This window comes from Pseudomonas hamedanensis, assembly GCF_014268595.2.
Lineage (GTDB): Bacteria > Pseudomonadota > Gammaproteobacteria > Pseudomonadales > Pseudomonadaceae > Aquipseudomonas > Aquipseudomonas hamedanensis.
In genome coordinates this window covers 401,882-420,761 of the sequence record NZ_CP077091.1, presented here as the reverse complement: position 1 = coordinate 420,761, position 18,880 = coordinate 401,882, and the positions used below count along the sequence as shown (strand labels likewise).

20 protein-coding genes and 1 pseudogene are annotated in these 18,880 nt (G+C 61.2%); 6 read left to right on the top strand and 15 right to left on the bottom strand.

The features are described 5' to 3' along the window. Positions 1–386: 386 nt before the first annotated feature. The 4 genes from hcnC to HU739_RS01830 all read right to left on the bottom strand — a co-directional run bounded on the left by hcnC (position 387) and on the right by HU739_RS01830 (position 4,138). A complete protein-coding gene (gene hcnC / locus HU739_RS01845) occupies positions 387–1,646 on the bottom strand; it encodes a cyanide-forming glycine dehydrogenase subunit HcnC (RefSeq protein WP_186552598.1) in 1,260 nt (419 codons plus the stop codon). Then, positions 1,639–3,048: a cyanide-forming glycine dehydrogenase subunit HcnB gene (gene hcnB / locus HU739_RS01840; RefSeq protein WP_186552597.1), complete on the bottom strand. Its 1,410-nt coding sequence runs from the start codon at positions 3,046–3,048 to the stop codon at positions 1,639–1,641. The genes hcnC and hcnB overlap by 8 nt, the downstream gene beginning before the upstream one ends. After that, a complete protein-coding gene (locus HU739_RS01835; RefSeq protein ID WP_186552596.1) occupies positions 3,045–3,359 on the bottom strand; it encodes a (2Fe-2S)-binding protein in 315 nt (104 codons plus the stop codon). Before HU739_RS01835 ends, hcnB begins: the two co-directional genes overlap by 4 nt. 239 nt (positions 3,360–3,598) lie before the next feature. Further along, entirely contained in the window at positions 3,599–4,138 is a 540-nt protein-coding gene (locus tag HU739_RS01830) for a hypothetical protein (RefSeq protein WP_186552595.1), read from the bottom strand. 489 nt (positions 4,139–4,627) lie between these two features. Here HU739_RS01830 and HU739_RS01825 point away from each other — a divergent pair, with 489 nt between their 5' ends. Together HU739_RS01825 and HU739_RS01820 are read left to right on the top strand one after the other, a co-directional pair. Next, entirely contained in the window at positions 4,628–4,993 is a 366-nt protein-coding gene (locus HU739_RS01825; protein WP_186552594.1) for a DUF6124 family protein, read from the top strand. Positions 4,994–5,134: 141 nt separating this feature from the next. Continuing rightward, a pseudogene (locus HU739_RS01820) lies at positions 5,135–5,377 on the top strand (DUF6124 family protein); the annotation flags it as partial. A gap of 177 nt (positions 5,378–5,554) precedes the next feature. Here the strand turns inward: HU739_RS01820 and HU739_RS01815 are convergent. Both HU739_RS01815 and HU739_RS01810 read right to left on the bottom strand, forming a co-directional pair. Continuing rightward, the gene (locus HU739_RS01815; RefSeq protein ID WP_186552592.1) at positions 5,555–6,484 is read right to left on the bottom strand and encodes a hypothetical protein; all 930 of its coding nucleotides are present in this window, start codon (positions 6,482–6,484) and stop codon (positions 5,555–5,557) included. A 189-nt stretch (positions 6,485–6,673) separates the two neighbouring features. Beyond that, entirely contained in the window at positions 6,674–7,009 is a 336-nt protein-coding gene (locus HU739_RS01810; protein WP_407681942.1) for a YdcA family protein, read from the bottom strand. Between the two features lie 166 nt (positions 7,010–7,175). Here HU739_RS01810 and HU739_RS01805 point away from each other — a divergent pair, with 166 nt between their 5' ends. Both HU739_RS01805 and HU739_RS01800 read left to right on the top strand, forming a co-directional pair. Next, the gene (locus HU739_RS01805) at positions 7,176–7,859 is read left to right on the top strand and encodes a response regulator transcription factor (RefSeq protein WP_186552591.1); all 684 of its coding nucleotides are present in this window, start codon (positions 7,176–7,178) and stop codon (positions 7,857–7,859) included. Continuing rightward, positions 7,837–9,231, top strand: coding sequence for a sensor histidine kinase (locus tag HU739_RS01800; RefSeq protein ID WP_186552590.1), 1,395 nt, complete (start codon positions 7,837–7,839; stop codon positions 9,229–9,231). The genes HU739_RS01805 and HU739_RS01800 overlap by 23 nt, the downstream gene beginning before the upstream one ends. A gap of 129 nt (positions 9,232–9,360) precedes the next feature. Here the strand turns inward: HU739_RS01800 and HU739_RS01795 are convergent, their stop codons facing one another. From HU739_RS01795 to HU739_RS01785, 3 genes are all read right to left on the bottom strand, one after another. After that, entirely contained in the window at positions 9,361–9,771 is a 411-nt protein-coding gene (locus HU739_RS01795; RefSeq protein ID WP_186552511.1) for an SRPBCC family protein, read from the bottom strand. Between the two features lie 118 nt (positions 9,772–9,889). Beyond that, complete coding sequence (locus tag HU739_RS01790) at positions 9,890–10,558, bottom strand: HAD-IA family hydrolase (protein ID WP_186552510.1); 669 nt, start codon at positions 10,556–10,558, stop codon at positions 9,890–9,892. A 55-nt stretch (positions 10,559–10,613) separates the two neighbouring features. After that, the gene (locus HU739_RS01785) at positions 10,614–11,027 is read right to left on the bottom strand and encodes a response regulator (RefSeq protein ID WP_186552509.1); all 414 of its coding nucleotides are present in this window, start codon (positions 11,025–11,027) and stop codon (positions 10,614–10,616) included. Positions 11,028–11,222: 195 nt separating this feature from the next. Here HU739_RS01785 and HU739_RS01780 point away from each other — a divergent pair, with 195 nt between their 5' ends. After that, positions 11,223–12,164, top strand: coding sequence for a class I SAM-dependent methyltransferase (locus HU739_RS01780; RefSeq protein ID WP_186552508.1), 942 nt, complete (start codon positions 11,223–11,225; stop codon positions 12,162–12,164). Positions 12,165–12,850: 686 nt separating this feature from the next. On the opposite strand, the gene HU739_RS01775 is transcribed toward HU739_RS01780, so the two are convergent. Beyond that, the gene (locus tag HU739_RS01775) at positions 12,851–13,483 is read right to left on the bottom strand and encodes a TetR/AcrR family transcriptional regulator (RefSeq protein WP_186552507.1); all 633 of its coding nucleotides are present in this window, start codon (positions 13,481–13,483) and stop codon (positions 12,851–12,853) included. Positions 13,484–13,649: 166 nt separating this feature from the next. Here HU739_RS01775 and HU739_RS01770 point away from each other — a divergent pair, with 166 nt between their 5' ends. Continuing rightward, on the top strand, positions 13,650–14,090 hold the full coding sequence (locus HU739_RS01770) for a hotdog fold domain-containing protein (RefSeq protein ID WP_186552506.1): 441 nt from the start codon (positions 13,650–13,652) through the stop codon (positions 14,088–14,090). A 65-nt stretch (positions 14,091–14,155) separates the two neighbouring features. Here HU739_RS01770 and HU739_RS01765 read toward each other — a convergent pair whose 3' ends face one another. From HU739_RS01765 to HU739_RS01745, 5 genes are all read right to left on the bottom strand, one after another. Further along, the gene (locus tag HU739_RS01765) at positions 14,156–14,842 is read right to left on the bottom strand and encodes a GNAT family N-acetyltransferase (RefSeq protein ID WP_186552505.1); all 687 of its coding nucleotides are present in this window, start codon (positions 14,840–14,842) and stop codon (positions 14,156–14,158) included. 73 nt (positions 14,843–14,915) lie between these two features. Further along, a complete protein-coding gene (locus HU739_RS01760) occupies positions 14,916–15,707 on the bottom strand; it encodes an energy transducer TonB (RefSeq protein WP_186552504.1) in 792 nt (263 codons plus the stop codon). Continuing rightward, a complete protein-coding gene (gene tolR, locus HU739_RS01755; protein ID WP_186552503.1) occupies positions 15,704–16,150 on the bottom strand; it encodes a protein TolR in 447 nt (148 codons plus the stop codon). The genes HU739_RS01760 and tolR overlap by 4 nt, the downstream gene beginning before the upstream one ends. A gap of 13 nt (positions 16,151–16,163) precedes the next feature. Then, the gene (gene tolQ, locus HU739_RS01750; protein WP_186552502.1) at positions 16,164–16,874 is read right to left on the bottom strand and encodes a protein TolQ; all 711 of its coding nucleotides are present in this window, start codon (positions 16,872–16,874) and stop codon (positions 16,164–16,166) included. A gap of 89 nt (positions 16,875–16,963) precedes the next feature. Then, positions 16,964–18,868, bottom strand: coding sequence for a phytase (locus tag HU739_RS01745; RefSeq protein WP_186552501.1), 1,905 nt, complete (start codon positions 18,866–18,868; stop codon positions 16,964–16,966). Positions 18,869–18,880: the final 12 nt, after the last annotated feature.

Sequence of the window (18,880 nt, the reverse complement as noted above, 5' to 3'; positions counted from 1 at the left end):
GCCTTCGCGGGCAAGCCCGCTCCCACAGTGGTTGAGTCGAACCGACTTTGGCGTGCGACATAAAATCCTGTGGGAGCGGGCTTGCTCGCGAAAGCGTCGTGTCAGCTACCACTTCAACAACTGACAGATTGCCTTCGCGGGCAAGCCCGCTCCCACAGTGGTCGAGTCGAACCGATTTTGGTGTACGACATAAAAACCTATGGGAGCGAGCCTGCTCTCGAAAGCGTCGTGTCAGTAACACTTCAATAACTGACAGATTGCCTTCGCGGGCAAGCCCGCTCCCACAGTGGTCGAGTCGAACCGACTTTGGCGTACGACATAAAAACCCTGTGGGAGCGGGCTTGCCCGCGAAGAGGCCGGCACAGTCAACATCAATCTTGCTGAAGTCAGGCCAGTTCCAGCGCGGGCGTAGGCTCGACCGCCGCAACTGCAAACCGATCCGCCAGAAACGGTGTGATGTCCAGCGGCAGCGGCTCGTCATTCACCAACTTGTCCAACAACACACCGGTAATCGCCGAAGTCAGAATGCCGGTGCGAAAGTGCCCGCAAGCATTCAGATAACCCTCCACCCCGCGCATCGGGCCGAGGATCGGCAATTCATCCGGCGAGCCCGGGCGCAGCCCTGCCCAGGTGCGTTTCAGGTTGACGTCGGCAAGCTCCGGCAAGCAGCGCACCGCGCCCTGCACCAGCCCGGCGATTTCCGGGTAAGTGGTGGTGACGTCGAAGCCTTTGTCCTCGGTGGTGCTGCCGATGAGGATTTCGCCGTTGTCCTTCTGCGCGACGTAGCAGTCGCTGGTGGTCAGGCAGCCGTTGAGGATTTTCGGCATGCGCTCGGTCAGTAGAATCTGCCCTTTCACCGGTTTCACCGGGATGCGAATCCCCGTGGCCCACTCGCTCAAATCCGCCGCCCAGGCGCCGGCGGCGTTAATCAGCGTCTTGCAGTGGAACACGCCCGCCTCGGCCGTCTGTACGCCAGTGACGCGTGTGCCGTGATGCAGCACGCCGGTGACGTTGGTGTTGACGAAAATGTCGACGCCGTTCTGCCGCGCGCCTTCCATGTAGGCGTCGGCCAGACGAAACGGGCTGACCTGATGATCGCAAAGAAACTCCAGCGCTCCGCGTGCTTCATGGCTGACGCTCGGTTCCGCCTCGCGCAGCGCAGCCTGATCAAGCCAGCGCACCTGGTCGGCCAAATGCGGAATGCAGCCGACGATGTGCTCGGCATAGAGCCGGTCTTCATCGTCATAAATCACGAACTTCAGTCCGGTCTTTTCAAACTTGAAGTCCATGCCGTGGTTGTCTTTCAATTCGCGGTGCAGCGCCGGGTAAAGCGCGTTGGACTGCAAGGCAAAGTCGAAAAACGATTCCGGCAGAATGTGCGGCGTGCTGGCGTCCACCGCCACCGCCGCGCCCTGGGTTTCGCGCTTGCGGTTGGCCGACATCATGCGGAAAAAAATGACCCCGCAACCGAGGCCGACCGACTCGCCAATCGCCCACAAACCGCCGGCCGAAGCGCGGGTCGCATTGCCGGGGCGCTTGGCGTCGATCAATGCAACCTTGAGGTCTTTGCGTTTGGACAATTGGTAGGCGCAGGACGCGCCGATCACGCCGCCACCGGCAATGACCACATCGTAGAACTTACTCATGGGCAGCGGCCTCCGTGCCGAGGGACTGGAACGCGGAAAAAGGCACCGGATCAATCGGAAAGCGCGGGCGCAGCCAGCCGACATCCTGGCGGCCTGTGGCCTGGCGCAGACGATCAGTGCAATAGCCGACGCACATGCGCCCCTGACAATCGCCCATGCTGACGCGGGTGCGCATTTTCAAGCTGGCGATGTCTTGCACGCCCTGCTCCAGCGCCCGATCGATGTCGGCGCGGGTCGCGTGTTCGCAGCGGCAAATCACCGTGTCGGCCGCCGGCAAAGCCGTCTGGCCGGCGCCGCGTTCGGTGTAGCGATCCACCGCAGCACGGAAACGCACGATGGCTTTAAGTTTGCTCAGGTAACGGTCGCGGCGCACGCGGGCCAAGTCTTCTTCAAGCACGCCGCGTTGCAGCAGCATTGAAGTCGCGGCGATCCTGCCGGCCAGCATCGCTGCTTCACCGCCGCGAATCCCGCCCATGTCGCCGGCCAGGTGCACATGGGGTGCATTGCTTTGCTGCCAGATATTTGCGTGGGCGCGCAGGTAGCCGTCGTCACTGAAACCGTGGTCGAGGCCCATCTGCTGACTCAGTTGGGTGCGCGGAATGAAGCCGTAACCGACGGCCAGGGTCTGCGCTTCGAAGCGTTCGACCCGCGACAGGTCCGGCTCCCAGGTCGCCGAATACGGGGCGACGCTGACGCTTCTCAGTTCGCCCTCGCCATGGGCTTCCACCACGCCCCAACCATAGCTCATCGGGATACCGTGTAATTTGAGGTACGCGAGCATGCTCAAGCCGTCGAGAAATAATTGCGGCTTGTTCAGCAGCGCCAGGCTTTCACGGGCAATTTTGCCGAAAGCGCAGGCCTCGTAGACACCCGCCACAGACACACCGGATGCATGCAACTGGGTCGCCACAAGCGGCAGCAACGGTCCTGTGCCGGCAATGATCACCGGCCCTTGCGGTTTGACCACGCCACTTTTGATTTGCAGTTGCAGACCGCCGAGCAGAATGACGCCCGGCAGCGTCCAACCGGGGAACGGCACACTACGTTCGTGGCAACCGGCCGCGAGCAGCAACTGTGGGTATTCGATTCGCTGCAATTGCTCCTCGTCGTCCAGCACCACCAGCGCCTGGGTACCTTCAGCGCCGACCACGCGGTGGTTGAGGCGTACGTCGATCAGCGCGGCGTGTTCATGGAATTCGCCATGCAGTTTTCCCAAAACCTCTGAATAGCGCGGCCCCAGATAATCCAGTTGCACGCCGTCACGCAGCGGCCCGCGATAGACCACGCCGCCCAGGCGCGAAGCCTCTTCAAGCAGGGTGCAGCGCACGCCGTGGCGCGCCAGTTCGATGGCCGCCGCCATCCCCGCCGGCCCGCCGCCGACAATCACCGGTTGCAGGCTCATACGACCTCCTGACCGACAACGCGGTTGACCTGGGTTTCAATCTGCATGCCGTCGCGCACCACGGTCTGACAGGCGCGGCGCTTGTGCCGACCGTTGATTTTTACCAGGCAGCACTGGCACACGCCCATGCCGCAATAGGCGCCGCTGATTTGATTGTGGTCGTTGCGGGCGATCTGCCGCACGCCGAGTGACTGGATGACAGTGAGCACGGTTTCGCCGAGGGCGGCGCTGACCGCTTGGCCGTTGATGTGGACAGTCATGTCCGCCTGCACCAAGGGCTGGATATCGAAGGGTCTTTCTAGGCAGTTCATTGCGATGTTCGTCCGTGAAAATTTCAGGGGAGTTTTGCGCCAGCTCCTTGCTGCACTACACCGTGCGCCCCGTTTTTAATGCTTTCCATGGGGCGGCTGCGGTACTCCGTCAGCGCAACAGGGTGCGCGTCAAAGCACTGTAGCTCATACCTCAGCAAAGGCCTGGATCATTTACGTTAGGCGATATCGCCAGAAGAAATATTGATCCAGGCCAGTGAAACGGGTGGCAGGTTCAACGATCAGTTGGAGAAAACGAACTGGCCTTTGATCTTCTTCGCGCCGAAAAAACCGAGGTCGGGAAACAACAGGTTTTTCAGCCACGCGACGTAGAAGATCATCGCCAGGGTGATTGCCACGCCGACCACCGTTCCGGTCGGGTCATCGCCGTATCCCTTGAACAGGCGCGGCACCTGGCTGATCGAAAGCACCACGTACACGGTGTAAGCGTGCGCCGCGTTGCGATAAAAACCCCAGGCGAACAGCAACGGCACGCCGCCAGCCAACAGCCCGAGGCCGATGGCGAATCCGGTGCTGATGGTCAGCCCGAGAAGATAGCCGCCCACCAGACCGATCAGCGCCTGAACATAGATCAGCCCCAGAAGGATTTTGATCTTGCCGGCGTGACGCTCAAGCAGAGCCGGATCGGGGCGTGAGCCAATCAGGTACGCCAGCGCCTTGTCTTTCAGCGCACCGCCGGAGAACGCTTTGAACGTCTCGGTTTTCGAGCGGCCGGCATCGAGCATTTCGCCGACCTGACGTTTGATTTCCTTCTTGTCCAACGTGTTCTTCCTTAATGAATAAATGGGGGTGAAGCCGAGGTGCACTTCGGGTGCGGATTGTCGCTTTGTTGAGTCGCCGAAAGCAAAAGGCTCAGGGATGCCTGAGCGTTGCGCAGTGACTAAACGCAATTTACCGACGTTGTTTAAATCACACGCGCTGTTACTGCATCAACCCTACAACACCTTGCGTCGCTGCCTACGGGTGCATCAGAATCCGCCGGCTTACACAGCTATGAGGCGGGATATATCGTTGCCCTGTCACTGCAAAACAGTGATCGGGTTTGGTAGCCCGTTTCTTGATAGTTGTATGGCGTCCCCTAAGCGGCCTCTATTTTCAGGCGCAGCTCTATATGGTGACCATGCGTGGGGCTCATTCGTGAGCGCCGGGGTTAACTATCTTGACCGGTCTACCAACCCGCGTGTGGCCGCCACCCTTCGTTTGGTAGCGATAGTGACGGCTCTTCATTCCTTCAAGGTAGAGAGTCAACTATGTTCAAAGTAACGCCAAACCCGCCAGAAGACGATTCGATCCCGTACGACCCGACGCTGGAGCCACAACGAATAAAAGAGGCCGCCGCTCGCGCCATTAACTTTTATCTGCCCCCAAAAACGTCGAAGACCACGATTGCGTCCCGCCAGCCCGGGCGGATCTTTCTCGTCGATCCTACGGTGGACGAGGAGACATTGCTCGTCGAAGCGTGTGAATCGCTGGCCGCGGCCAACGACATGGCCCGCGAGATAAGCACTGCCATCGACCCGGCACAGCGCCGATCAATGCTGATGTTGCAACAGGTGATCATGCTGAGTGAGCTGGTGGTCAATCGCGTGCTCGACAGCCGACGTGTGTCGAACTAGCCGCCACTGAGGCATGAGGGGGCACGCTCCCTCATTGCCAACACGCGCGCCATGGCGGCGGCGCGGCATTCTCATACCCGGACGCTCAAGCGGCTCTCATCGGAGTTTCAGCTGATGTCACAGACACCTCCCAACCCGGCGGCGGACATCAACGCCACGCCCTATAGCCCCAACACCCTGTTTAGGGTCAACCCGCAAGCCGACACCGAATCCCTGCTGGTCAACGCGTGCGAATCCCTGGCCTCCGCCACGGTGATGCTCGGTGATTTTGCCGCAAGGCTCGAAGGCTCACGGCGCAATACTCTGTTGGGCATTGCGCAAGTGGTCATGCTGGGCGAGTTGGCCGTGAACAAGGCGCTGGATAACGTTGTGCCTACCGAGTAATTCACCGCACCTGCAGTGGCAGCCCCAGAAAGCAAAAAGCCGCTTCCACCCGAAGGTGAAAGCGGCAGAGGCATCCTGCCTCAGAGGGATCAGTGCACGAACAGGGCGATCAGGATGATGATCGGAATCGGTACGCCGAGAAAGAACAGCAGTAATGAGCGCATGGTGACTCTCCTTTTAACGGACCGCAGTGGTCGTGGTGTAGGTGTCGACTTCGACGTACTCGACCGCATCGCGACGACGGCCGCCGAAGGTGGCTGCGAGGCTGGCGAAGAACGCACCGGCGAGCAGCGCGACGAACATCCACAGCGAGGTGTAGGCAGCGACTTTCGCGGCGCTGTCGGCGGCTTGCTGGGCTTTCAGTTTGGCGTCGGCGATGGCTTTCTGTGTGTTGGCATAAATTTCATCAACACGGCGTTCGGCATCGGCCTGGGTCAGGTTGGTGCGTTGCGATACGAGCTGTGCGAGGTAGGTACGGTCCTCAGGGCTGAGCTGACCGTTGGCCAGGCTCTGGGCGAAAATGCGGGTCACGGTGCCACGCGCCGCGTCATCGCTGACGGCCGCCGGACGGTCATCACGAAACAGACTGTCGACGAAGTAGCCGTACTGATCGCTGTCAGTGTTGGCGGCGGCAGAACCGGCCGCCTGACTCATCGCCCCGGCAGCGCCGCCAACGGCATTGGCACCGGCCTGCACACCGCCGCTGACGACGCTGCTGACCGAGCCGACCACCAGAACAGCGGTGACCAAAGTGGCTACGCACCAAGCCAGGAAACCGTGCGCGGTGTCGCGAAAGTAGACTTCATCACCGTGCATGTTGGCCCATTTCACCCGCAGCCGACCGGCTATATAGCCGCCCATGCCGGAAGCAATGATCTGCGTTACCGCCAGCCAGACAATCGTCGAAATGCCCAGGCCCTTGGCGCTGACGCCCTCTCCGGCCCACGGTGATACAGCCGAAAAGCCCAGGCCGAAACCGAGCAGCACGAGGATCATCGACAGCGCAGCGGCAGCCGCGGCACCGGCGAAGATCGCGCCCCAGGACACGCCGGACACACTGCTCGACTCTTCCAAGGCAGGATAATAGTCATCAGGGGATCTATTCATTGTTGTACTGCTCCAGGCATGAAAAATGGTGTTACAACTCGTCATGTGAGCAAGTGCAGTGACCGTGCCAGTTGCAGCGAACAAATAAATACTTGGTTTTCAATAAGTTATAAAAGACGAATTTGTTGAGACGTTGCAAATTGCAACACCCGCTGAATAACAGCGGGTTTTATGCATTGGCTGAGTCGATCATTTTCGCTTGTAGCTCTTGCTTCCGCCGGGCGTCAGGCAATACACGCCGCCACGCGGTCCTGTGCAAAACGAGCCGGTACCGCAGGCGCAACCATCGTCGCTCTGCAGGAAGTTCTGCGGGCGTACCGACTGGCGTTCGCCGAACATCGCCGCGCAGCTCTTCTTCGAACCGCTGATCGAGCCGTCATTGCACAGGAACAGATCGCCGTCGCAACGGTCAATTCCGCCTTTCTTGCCGGAACAAGGCGTGTTGGCAGACAGAGCGAGACTGCTGCTGAACACCAGCAAAAGCAGAACTATCGTCCTCCAGCCCCGGCTAATCAATATAATCACAGCGCCACTCCTGTTGGACTTTATGGCCAGATGATATCAATCTTCCCGTCATTAGGACGCTTGTCCCGGCGAATGGCAGCTACAACATGAAAGTTAATTTAAAGCGTCACGGCAAATTCTTGGCAAAATGCTGCCATTGCGTTTAACCCGATCAGCAGGCCTGCCTATGACTCGAATCTTGACCATCGAAGACGACGCCGTGACCGCGCGGGAAATCGTTGCCGAACTGAGCAGCCACGGGCTGGACGTCGACTGGGTCGACAATGGCCGCGAAGGCCTCGACCGCGCCGTCAGCGGCAACTACGACTTGATCACCCTGGACCGCATGTTGCCCGAGCTGGATGGCCTGGCCATTGTCACCACTTTGCGCACCATGGGCGTAGCGACGCCGATTCTAATGATCAGTGCGCTGTCCGATGTTGATGAGCGCGTGCGTGGTTTGCGCGCCGGTGGCGATGATTACCTGACCAAGCCGTTCGCCACCGATGAGATGGCGGCGCGGGTCGAAGTATTGCTGCGCAGGCAGAACAGCGTTGCCACTCAGGCCACCACGTTGACAGTCGCTGACCTGGAACTGGACTTGATCAGCCACGAAGCCCGGCGTGCCGAGCAGGTGCTGACGCTGTTGCCGACCGAATACAAGCTGCTGGAATTCCTGATGCGCAACAGCGGCCAGATCCTTTCGCGGATGATGATTTTCGAGGAAGTCTGGGGCTACCACTTCGACCCGGGCACCAACCTCATCGATGTGCACATCGGCCGTTTGCGCAAGAAGATCGACGCCGCCGGCCACGTGCCGCTGATCCGCACGGTACGGGGCTCGGGCTATGTCATTGCCGAACCCGTCTGACGGCTGGCGCTCCTCCAGCAGTCGCTTGCTGGCGCTGTACAGTTCACTATTCGTGGCCTGGAGCGCGATCCTCATGGGGGTCATGTATTACGAGGTGTCCGGCTACCTCGACAAGCTCGCCAAACACTCGCTGATGCAGCGTCAGCATCTGTTTTCGCACTTTCGCGGCGAACAGCTTGAAGACGCCCTCGCCGCGAGCATGACCTTCGACATTCGCGGCATCGACGCCTACGGCCTGTTCGACGCCAACGGTGTGTACCTCGGCGGTGCGCTCCAGCAAATCCCCGAAGGTCTGCCGCTGGACGGCAAGATCCACATGCTCGCCGAGTGCGCCGACTCCGACGACCCGACCCTGCCCAGCGACAGCTGCGATGCCGTGGCCACCCAGACTCGCGACGGTCGCTGGCTGGTGCTGCTGCGCGACAACGGCTCGCTGTTTGCGGTAACACGGATCATTCTGCACGCGTTGCTCTGGGGGGTGTCGCTGACGATTCTGCCGGGGATCGCCGGCTGGCATCTGCTGCGGCGGCGCCCGCTGCAACGGATCCGCGCGATTCAGGACCGTGCCCAGGCCATCGTCGCCGGGGATCTGGCCCAGCGTCTGCCGCTGTCCAATCGCCGCGATGAGCTGGACATGCTTGCCGCCATCGTCAACGCCATGCTTGAACGCATCGAGCGCTTGATGAACGAAGTCAAAGGCGTGTGCGACAACATCGCCCATGACCTGCGCACACCGCTGACCCGCTTGCGCGCGCAGTTGTACCGCATGCAGCAACAGGCCGGCGAAGGCACGCAGGAGGCGGCGCAACTGGATCTGGTGCTGGCTGAAGCGGATACGCTGATGGCGCGCTTTCGCGGTCTGCTGCGGATTTCCGAATTGGAGGATCGTCAGCGCCGCTCAGGTTTTATCGAACTCGACCCGGTGCAATTACTCGAGGAGTTACACGCGTTTTACCTGCCGCTGGCCGAGGAAGGCGATTTGCGTTTCCAGCTGAACATGCCGGAAACGCTGCCGCCCCTCAATGGCGACCGCGCGTTGCTGTTCGAGGCGCTGGCGAACCTGTTGAGCAACTCGATCAAGTTCACCCCGCCCGGTGGAACGGTGATGTTGCGTGGGGTCAACGCGGACGGGCGAACGCGCATCGAGGTTCACGATTCAGGCCCGGGGATTCCCGAGGCTGAACGTGAAGCGGTGTTCCAGCGTTTCTATCGCACCGAAGGCGGACAACCACACAGTGGCTTTGGCCTCGGCCTGTCGATTGTCGCGGCGATTGTCAGCTTGCACGGTTTCAGCCTTGAAGTCGGCAGCAGCGATCTGGGCGGGGCGAAACTGCTGCTCGATTGTCGGCAGAGCTTGATTGAAAACTCCTGATCCCCACTTGAAACGCAACCCCTGTAGGAGTGAGCCTGCTCGCGATAGCGTCGTCCCAGTCGATACCTATGTTGACTGACACACCGCAATCGCGAGCAGGCTCACTCCTACAGTGGGATTGTGGTGTTCTCAGGTTGGGTAATTCGCCCGCAGGGCGTCGAGGCCGCCTTGGTAGATGCCAGTGAACAATGCCACCACTTCGTCATCGCTCACGCCGACGGCGTTAAAGCTTCCCGACCAGATGACCCGGGCGCCCTGCCCTTGGGCCTCGACCTTGATCGTTGCCAGATAATCACTCGCCGGGAACGGTGCCTGTTCGATTGAATAGGTGTAAGTCTTCGCGGCGTTATCGAAGCTTTGCAGACGCTCGATTACCACGGCACCGTCCGCAGTGCGCAGGGTGCGGACACGCCCGCCTTCGCTCAGCTCGCTGCTGGCAATGAACGGCAGCCAATCCGGCAGCGTGTTGAAGCCGCCGATCAATTGCCAGACCTGTTCGGCCGAGGCCGGGATGTCGATGGTTGCGGATGCTGTTGGCATAAAAACCTCTCTCTCGAAGCATTCAGATAGTCGGATTTTAACGGTATGAACAGCGCAAAAACCTGTGGGAGCGAGCTTGCTCGCGAAGGCGAACGGACATTCGCCACAAAATCTGATGTCAGTTTTTTTGCAGGCGTAATCGACCATTGCTGTCCACATCGACACGCAGCGCGTCGTAACTGGCCAGCGTCGCGTGCGCCGTTTCAATCGGGTGTTGATGAGTAGTGGTGATGATCATCAGCGCCGCCCCCGCCGCTTCCGCTGCCTGGATGCCGACAGCGGCGTCTTCGAAAATCAGGCAGTCCGCAGGCTCGACGCCAAGCCGTTTCGCAGCGAGCAAATAACCCGCAGGATCAGGCTTGCCGGCCTGTACGTCTTCAGCCGTGATCATCACCGCCGGTTCGGCAATTCCCGCTGCCGCCATTCGCCGCAGGGCCAGGTCCCGTGGCGCCGAGGTCACCATGGCCCAACGGTCTTGCGGCAAGCGGTTGAGAAATGCCGCTGCGCCGGGAATCTCGACAATGCCTTCGACATCGTCGATTTCCGCCGCGGTGATAAACGCCGCTTGCTCCTGCGTATTCACGCCCGCCAGGTTCAGGCGCGTGATCGTATCGATGGCCCGCGCGCCATGAATGGTCGGCAGAAACGCCTCGACATCGACGCCATGGCGCACGGCCCAGGCTGACCAGATGCGCTCGGCGGCGGCGATGGAATTGAGGACGGTGCCGTCCATGTCGAACAGGAAAGCGCCGAAGGCGCGCTCGAAAACCGATGTGTTAGCAGACAAAGGGGCAAATCCTCTGACAGATGGCCGGGCAGATGAGCACGGCAATGTAGCATTGTCAGTGCAGGCGCGGTGCCTTGGCTTTGAACGCGCTCTCGACGCAATCGAGCAACTGGCCGATCGCCCACGGCTTCTTGATGAACGCGACCGTGTGCTTGACCCCCGAGGTTTCCGGCGTTTCATAGCCGGACATGACCATCACCGGTTTTTCCGGCCAGCGGTCGCCGACCAGATTGGCCAGGTCGGCACCGTTGAGGGTGCCGGGCATGGTGATGTCGGTCAGCAACAGCGCGACGTCCGCCGCATGCTGCTCCAGATACAGTGATGCAGCGTCGGCGCTGATTTGCGGTTCGACCTTGAACCCTTCTTCCTGAAGAATTTCGCAGAGAAATTCCAGAATCAACGGATCGTCCTCGACAACCAGAATCAATCCGCCAGGAAGGTGCGCGCTCGACGTAGGTGTAGGGCACATGAACAGCACTCCCCCGAATTACATTTTCGAATAGCGGCTTGAATCCGCTGCTTATCTGGTATGAGCAGCGCGCCTTGCATAAATTCATTTTTGATACAGGTGTTTTCTACAAGGTGTTGTTTTCGGGCGGCAACGAGCCTCCCGAGCGCTCATTTATGGTTAAAATGCCGGCCCTTTTCTGGCCGATCCTGACCGATGAACCCTCAAGCCCTTGCCACCCTTCAAGCCCATTTGCTGCCTGCACTGACGGCAGCACCCAGCGAAACCCGCCGCCTGTTTCACGGCCGTGGACGTTGCTGGCCGGGGCTGGAGCAACTGACCGTGGATTGGTTACAGGGCGTGGTGCTGGTGTCGCTGTTCAAGGAACCGGCGCCGGAGCAATTGCAAGGTCTGAAGGAAACGCTGCTGCAACTGACCGCTTCGCCGCAATGGCAGCAGTGCGGCGCGCACACCTTGTTGCTCCAGCATCGATACCTGCCGCAAAGCACGGCCGAATGGCTGATCGGTGAGGAAATCGACGAAATGACCATCGTCGAGGGCGGCTTGCAGTACCGCGTCGACCTGGGCCGCAAGCAGAACACCGGACTGTTTCTGGATATGCGGTTTGGGCGCAACTGGGTGCGCGAACAGGCGGCAGGCAAGCGCGTGCTGAACCTGTTTGCCTACACCTGCGGTTTTTCCGTAGCGGCGATCGAGGGTGGCGCCAGCCATGTGGTCAATCTGGATATGTCCCGCGCGGCGCTGAGCCGGGGGCGCGACAACCATCGCTTGAACGGCCACGACCTGAGCAAAGTGAGTTTTCTCGGCCACGACCTGTTCAAGTCCTGGGGCAAAGTGATCAACAGCGGGCCGTACGATCTGGTGATCATCGATCCGCCGTCGTTCCAGAAAGGCAGCTTCTTGCTGACCAAGGATTACCAGCGTGTCCTGCGGCGCCTGCCGGAACTGCTGACAGCGCAAGGCACCGTGTTGGCCTGCATGAACGACCCGTCGTTCGGCCCGGACTTCCTGATTGATGGCGTGACCCAGGAAGCGCCGAGCCTGCGCTTCGAACAGCGGCTGGACAACCCGCCGGAGTTCCCCGATATCGACCCGCAAAGCGGCCTCAAGGCTTTGGTCTTCCAGCGCACCACCTGACGCACCAGCAATCCCTAGGAGCGAGCCTGCTCTCGAAGGGGCCTGTACAGTCAGAATCCCCGCTGCCTGACACACCGCCTTCGCGAGCAAGCTCGCTCCCACATGGGCCGCGGCTAGACACAACAGCCACTGAAGCCACAAAACCTGTGGGAGCGAGCCTGCTCGCGAAGGCGCCAGCACAGCCAACATCCCCGCTGCCTGACACACCGCCATCGCGAGCAGGCTCACTCCTACATTGGCTGCGGCTAGACACAACAGCCACTGAAGCCACAAAAACCTGTGGGAGCGAGCTTGCTCGCGAAGGCGCCAGCACAGCCAACATCCCCGCCGCCTGACCCACCGCCTTCGCGAGCAGGATCACTCCTACATTGGCCGCGGCTAGACACAACAGCCACTGAAGCCACAAAAACCTGTGGGAGCGGGCTTGCTCGCGAAGACGGTCTGTCAGCCGAAGCCGAATCGACAGGAAATCGCGGTGATTCAGGACGACTGGCGGTACTTGAGTCGGCCTGCGCGCGCTCCTAGGATGAACTTACGCAGTGACTGGACTGATCCGGCGCTGCGTAGACGCGGGTGTTCTGAACCCTAATCAAGCCCACGTCTTGCTGCACATGCCCCTTGAGCCTCACGGGCTCTACTTCCTCCCCATCAAAGAGCTTTGAGGCTCTTTTTTTTGTCTGCGCGCATCAGTCCCCAGCCGGCGCCTCAGCGCGAATCGAGCGCCATGCCGCTTGCGCGAGTATTCCGCGATAGGCGGTCGGACTGCCCTTGACCCGACCGGCCAGCCAGGCCCGGCAATAGCTGTCTGCCTGGCCGATGATCAGCGATGGCAACAGTTCGGCGGGCAGCTGCTGAAGTTCAGCGGCGCGCCCGGACTCAGCCAGCCATTGGCGCAGACGCAGATTGCGCGTTTTGTTGCGCTCGGCCAGCTCCTCCTTGAACGGCCCTTTTGTCACGGCAAAGCGCGCGTGGTACTGAAAACGCGCCCACTGCGGCTGTTGCTCGACCCAGTCGACGTAGCTGAAAACCAGCGCCTGCACGCCTTCTTCGGTGGTCTTCGCCGCGTCCAGATACGCATCGCGCAGGCGCGCCTGATCCTCCAGCGCGGTGAAAAACAGCGCCGCCACCAAACCTTCCTTATTGCCGAAATGGTGGTAGATCGCGCCGACGCTGGTGTCGCATTCGGCGCGAATCATCTCGATGGTGGTGGCCTCGATCCCCTGTTCGTTGAACAGGCTCAGGGCCTTGCGAAAAATATCGCGCTTGAGTTCGGCGCGGCGGCCGGGGTAGCTGCGTTCCAGTAAATCGGCGGTGTCCATGCTGCTTGAGGCCTGAAGACGAGGTGGAAAAAAGGCAGGCATTGCCCGTGAGAAAAGCACGCCTAGGTTGACAGATTTCCCTCAGACAGAATACCGTTCCGTTACAGAACATTATTCTGTAACGGAATATCATTCTGCCAACCAGCCTAAATCAGGGGTCTTTCTCATGAGTCAGTCGCTCAGCATGTTCAACAGCGTCGGTGCCGATGCTTTCAGCAAAATGGCCTGCCAGTTCGCACCGTATTTCAGCACCATCAATCCGCTGATCAGTGAACTGCGCCCAAACGCAGCCACCGTGCACGTGCCATTTCGCAAGGAGATCACCAATCACCTCGGCACGGTGCATGCGATCGCCCTGTGCAACGCGGCAGAACTGGCCGGCGGGATGATGACCGATGTGTCGATTCCCGACGGCGCTCGCTGGATCCCCAAAGGCATGACCGTGGAATATCTGGCCAAAGCCAAGACCGATGTGACCGCCGTCGCCAGCGCTGAGGGGGTGGATTGGCACAGCGATGGCGACAAGATCGTTACCGTCGACATCCACGATAGCGAAGGCAAGAAAGTGTTCACGGCGCGGATCACCATGAACGTCAAGCTCGGTTGAGATTGCAGACACAAAAAAGCCCTTGCTGCGCGGTTCGCAACAAGGGCTTCTGGCCTACAGCCAAATCAGTGCAAGGTCAGGCGCTGACGGACAAATGCTTCAACGTGGCGACTGGTCTGATCCAGGTGCCGGTCACGCTGTTTTTCCGCATCGAGCATCGCGCGCTTGCCGTTTTTCTGCAGCAGGTAGGTGTGAATCTGTTGCACCTCCAGCGAACGGTAGATCGGCGTCGTGTCGATAAAGCCGCGCAGGCCGTTGCTGCGGTAATGCCGGGTGCTCATCAGCACCTGGGTTTCGCGCTGACCGATCACCTCGAAACCCATCGCCTCGAAATACGGCACCTTGCCGACGCTACACGCCAGTTCCGCATGGGGATACCGCCCGACCATCTCGGCGATCATCGCCCGCGCCACACCCTGACGGCGATGCCCGTCGCGCACCGCCAGGTAAGCGACGCTGCACGCTTCCCAATCGCCCTGCACCGGCAGGTACAACAGAAAGCCGATGACTTGTTCCGGGTCGTCATCAGCGCTGGCAACCAGCAACTCCACCTCGGTGCCCTTCTCGCCATTCAACGCTTCCAGATACAGATGCACCTCATAGCCGACCGCGTACTGATAAACGTTGTACAACAGATTGCTCGGGCCGAGGCCGACGGCGCTGATGTCGGTCAGGTAATCGACGACCATTTGCAGGATCTGGCTGTTGACGCTTTCGGGGCATGGGGTTGTGTAGTGGGTGATGCGTGGCATGGGCGAACTCCGGCGGAAAACCGCGACATCATACCCTGTGCTTTCCCCCAGGCATGCACGGATCACAGACCGCTCACTTGATCCGATAGTGAAAGGTATTGCGCACCGCCGGCACGGACACCGCGACGCCGTCGATGATCCGCGGCTGATACTTGAACGTCTGCGCCGCGGCCAGCGATGGCCGGATGAACAGCGGATGGCAGCCGTCGAGGACCCTGGGGTTCTCGACCCGGCCCTGCGGGTTGACCGTGTACTCCACGGAGCAATCGCCTTCGATATTTTTGTCCAGTGCACGCTCGGGATACTCCGGCGCCTCTTTGCTCAGCGGCAGGTATTGACGGCTGTCGGCGAGCGCCTGCTGACGGGTGCGCTCGGCCTGCTGCGCTTGCTGCTGTGCCTCTTGTTGCGCCGCTTGCTGTTGCGCCAGCCGTTGCTGCGCAGCGGCGGTTTCTTGCGCTTGCTGCTGCTCGCGTTGCTGCTCGGCCTGTTGCTCGCGCTGGCGTTCCTCCACGCGTTTGCGGGCCAGTGCCGCGGCTTGCGGTTTGTGTGCCGCAGGTTTTGCCGCCGCGAGCGGTTTCGCAGGGGCGACGGCAGCAGCCGCCGCCGGCTCGACGATCGGCGCAGGCGCGGCAACGGGTTCAGGTGCCGGAGCGGGCGCGGCGGGCGCGACCATCACCAGTTGCGTGGTCAACACGGGCGGCGGTTTGCCCTCAGGCGCCGGCGCCGACCATGTGTGGATGAGCAAGCCCAGCACCACCGCGTGCAGGGCCAGCGCCAGCGCGGCGGCGAGACTGTGCTGACGCAAATTCCGACGGGGCATGGACGCGGTCATCGTAGAAGGACTGTGCATGATCATCGCCGTCATTGCGGGGCCTCGGTCACCAGCCCGAGGTGGCTCACCCCGCCCTGCTGCAACACCGCCATCGCCGCGACCACCCGGCCATAACCGGCGTCCTTGTCGGCACGGATGTACACTTGGGTGTCGGGGCGTTGCGCGACAATCTGCTCGACCTTGGCGCGCATGTCATCGAGGGCGACGGCGCTGTCGGTCTGGTGCTGCGTATCCAGCTCGCCGCCCAGGTTCCAGTAATAACCACCCTCGGCTTTTACCGACAGCGTCAGAATCTGCTGGCGCGTGTCGCTGGCCAGGGCTTCGCTGGCAATTTTCGGCAACTCGACTTTTACCCCTTGGGTCAGCATCGGTGCGGTCACCATGAAAATCACCAACAGCACCAGCATCACGTCAATGTAAGGCACCACGTTCATTTCGGCCTTGGGGCCGTGCTTGCGTTGCGGCCGGACGAGCATCGTTGTCTCTCCTTCACGCCGCAGCGGCAATGTTCATTGGCGTGCCGTGCAACTGGCGATGCAGGCGCACTTGCAGTTCGTTGCCGAAGGCGTAGTAACGCGTCAGCAGGGTCTGGCTGCGCGCCGCAAACCGGTTGTAAGCGATGACCGCCGGGATCGCCGCGAACAGGCCGATGGCGGTGGCAATCAACGCTTCGGCGATGCCCGGCGCAACCGTTGATAGCGTGGCTTGCTGGACCTGAGACAAACCGAGGAAGGAATTCATGATGCCCCACACGGTGCCGAACAAACCGATATACGGACTCACCGAACCGACCGTGGCGAGGAACTGCAAACCTTTTTCCAGCTGCAATTCTTGCTCGCTGATGGCCACATGCAGTGCCCGCTCTACGCCTTCCTGGACGGCGTCGGCGTGATTGCCGGCGTGCTGATTGAGGTGGCGAAACTCAGCGAATCCGGCATTGAAAATCGGCTCGATCCCCGCCTCGGCAGCATCGACCTGCGCCGTTTCGCGGTACAGCGGCAACAATTCCGGGGTCGAACGAAAACGCTGGAGGAACGCGCTCAACTGACGGTCGCGCCGTTGCAGCACGCGGCCGCGCTGGATGATCAGATACCAGCTGACCAGCGAGGCCAGTAACAGGGTGAGCATCACGGCTTTGACCAAGAGACTGGCATCGCTGATCAGCCCCCAGATCGTCATGTGTTCGAGCGTGGCCTGCATGGTAAATCTCCTTGTGGCAATGGCCGGTGCGGTCAAGGCAACAACCGCACCGCTATTCGATGAAAAATGGATGACCGATTGATGACGGCTCAGGGCAACTTCAGCGCTTTGGTCACCTCGGCCCAGGGCACGAACTTGAAGTTCTGACTTTGCTCGGGCATGCGCTTGCGGCCGTCCTGCACCACCAGCAAGCCCTGGCTCCAAGGCCCGCCGAGGTTGGCCGAGGTGGCCTCCAGACCGTCGGTTTCCGACGCTCCGTCAATCCCGGCGGACGCATTGAGGCCGACCCGGAACGCCCCGCGCACAGCAAAGGGCGGCTCGGCGTCCAGCAGCAGATAGCTGTCATTGCCCTGGCTTGAGACCACGAGGTAATCGCGCGTCTGGCTCTGATACAGCGCCAGCCCTTCAACATCAGCGTGCAGCGGCCCGCCAACCTTGATCACGCTGGTCAGGGTCGCGGGCTGATCGGCACGGGCATCCACGGCCCAGACACCGACGTCCTCTTCACCAATAAACAGACGCTGGCGCTGGTCGTCGGCAACGCAACCTTCAGGCTGGCTATCGACCTTGAAACGCCGCACCAACTCGCCCTGAACCTTGCCGTCGGGGGCGCCAAGCCGGTATTGCAGAAAGGTGCCATCCTTGTCGTTGGCGATGGCGTAGATTTCGCCGCTGGCCGGTTGAAACAGGCACAGGCCGTAGATGTCCTGCAACGGCGTCGGCACTTCGCCGATGGCGCGCAGTTGGCCGCTGTGGCGGTCGATGGCGAACAGGCTGAGGCTGTTGTGATCGCGATGGCTGGCCACCGCCAGATCCACCGTTTGCGTACCCAGTTTGAAGTGGGCCCGCACATCCACGTTGTTCAGGCGTCCGACCGGCAACTCCTGTACTTGCCGGCCTTGCAGGTCATACACCAGCAGGCCCTGCTTCTTGTTAGTGCCGAGCACGCGGCTGAGCGACGGTTGCTGCGGATGCACCCAAATCGCGGGATCATCCGCCGCATCGCCCTGACGCGCGACCGGCGCGCTCTGCGCCTGCGCAGTCACGGTGGGCAGCACCGGCGGCAGCGGCACCGGCGTGGCTTGCCAGTCGAGATGGCCTTGGTAAACGCGGCCATCGTCATCGTCACGAATCAGCACCTGCAAACCGCTGCCGGCTGGCTGCACAGCGAGATCCTGCGGTTCCTTCAACCCCGCCAAGGGCAAGGTCGCCTGCGCCGTCCAGCCCTCGTCCTGCTGTTGATAGAGGTGCAACTGTGCGGCTTTCGGGTCAAGCCCGAGGATGCCACCAGGGAGCACGGCCATCGCGCCGGCCTCGCCACTGATCTGGCCGAATGGTTCGCGCAGGGCCACCGGCGAGCGTATCACCTCGGCCTCAGCCTGCGCGGGGTAGGCCCACCAGCCGACGTTTTCTTCGTTGACCAGCAGTTGCTGCGCAGCGTCGTCGACCCGACAGTACGTCGCCGACGGTGGCAATGGCAGGCCGCGCACGCGCTGGGCTTGAGCGTTGAGGGTGACGCCGCTGCCCACCAACCATTGCTCGCCCTTGCCCTCCTCACCGACGAGAAAAACAAACAGGTTGTCGGCGTCGTCGCGGTACAGGCACAGGCCGTTCACGGCGAAGTCCCGGGTGGGCAAATACAATGGCGTGCCCCATTGCCGCCGCTCGGCATTCAGGCCCACGACCAGCGCCTGCTGGCGCGCGGTGTCGAGGCTGGCGACCCACGTGCCGCGAGCGGATGCGCGGCTGTCCAGGCTGCTGAACGAACCTTGCAACCGGGCGCGCTCGGCGCCTTGGGCATCGAGCAACAACAGACCTTGCGCGGGGCTTATCGCCAGGCGCAGGTCTCCGGGCAGAAAACTCAGTGCCTCAAGCTTGAGCGTCGGCGCCCACGGTTCGAGCGTCAGGCTCGGCGTGGCCGCCAGGGTCGGGCCGGCGAACAGGCTGATCAGCGTCGCCAGCAGCCAGCGTGGGTGTCGCGAATGAATACTCATGAACCGGCAGAA

Bases quoted from the DNA above. Each gene is read 5' to 3' on its own strand.
- HU739_RS01815 (WP_186552592.1), bottom strand. From the start codon at position 6,484: ATGAATAGATCCCCTGATGACTATTATCCTGCCTTGGAAGAGTCGAGC.
- HU739_RS01805 (WP_186552591.1), top strand. From the start codon at position 7,176: ATGACTCGAATCTTGACCATCGAAGACGACGCCGTGACCGCGCGGGAA.
- HU739_RS01785 (WP_186552509.1), bottom strand. From the start codon at position 11,027: ATGTGCCCTACACCTACGTCGAGCGCGCACCTTCCTGGCGGATTGATT.
- HU739_RS01835 (WP_186552596.1), bottom strand. From the start codon at position 3,359: ATGAACTGCCTAGAAAGACCCTTCGATATCCAGCCCTTGGTGCAGGCG.
- hcnC (WP_186552598.1), bottom strand. From the start codon at position 1,646: ATGAGTAAGTTCTACGATGTGGTCATTGCCGGTGGCGGCGTGATCGGC.
- tolQ (WP_186552502.1), bottom strand. From the start codon at position 16,874: ATGCAGGCCACGCTCGAACACATGACGATCTGGGGGCTGATCAGCGAT.
- HU739_RS01825 (WP_186552594.1), top strand. From the start codon at position 4,628: ATGTTCAAAGTAACGCCAAACCCGCCAGAAGACGATTCGATCCCGTAC.
- HU739_RS01780 (WP_186552508.1), top strand. From the start codon at position 11,223: ATGAACCCTCAAGCCCTTGCCACCCTTCAAGCCCATTTGCTGCCTGCA.
- HU739_RS01775 (WP_186552507.1), bottom strand. From the start codon at position 13,483: ATGGACACCGCCGATTTACTGGAACGCAGCTACCCCGGCCGCCGCGCC.
- hcnB (WP_186552597.1), bottom strand. From the start codon at position 3,048: ATGAGCCTGCAACCGGTGATTGTCGGCGGCGGGCCGGCGGGGATGGCG.
- tolR (WP_186552503.1), bottom strand. From the start codon at position 16,150: ATGCTCGTCCGGCCGCAACGCAAGCACGGCCCCAAGGCCGAAATGAAC.
- HU739_RS01800 (WP_186552590.1), top strand. From the start codon at position 7,837: ATGTCATTGCCGAACCCGTCTGACGGCTGGCGCTCCTCCAGCAGTCGC.
- HU739_RS01795 (WP_186552511.1), bottom strand. From the start codon at position 9,771: ATGCCAACAGCATCCGCAACCATCGACATCCCGGCCTCGGCCGAACAG.
- HU739_RS01745 (WP_186552501.1), bottom strand. From the start codon at position 18,868: ATGAGTATTCATTCGCGACACCCACGCTGGCTGCTGGCGACGCTGATC.
- HU739_RS01765 (WP_186552505.1), bottom strand. From the start codon at position 14,842: ATGCCACGCATCACCCACTACACAACCCCATGCCCCGAAAGCGTCAAC.
- HU739_RS01770 (WP_186552506.1), top strand. From the start codon at position 13,650: ATGAGTCAGTCGCTCAGCATGTTCAACAGCGTCGGTGCCGATGCTTTC.
- HU739_RS01760 (WP_186552504.1), bottom strand. From the start codon at position 15,707: ATGACGGCGATGATCATGCACAGTCCTTCTACGATGACCGCGTCCATG.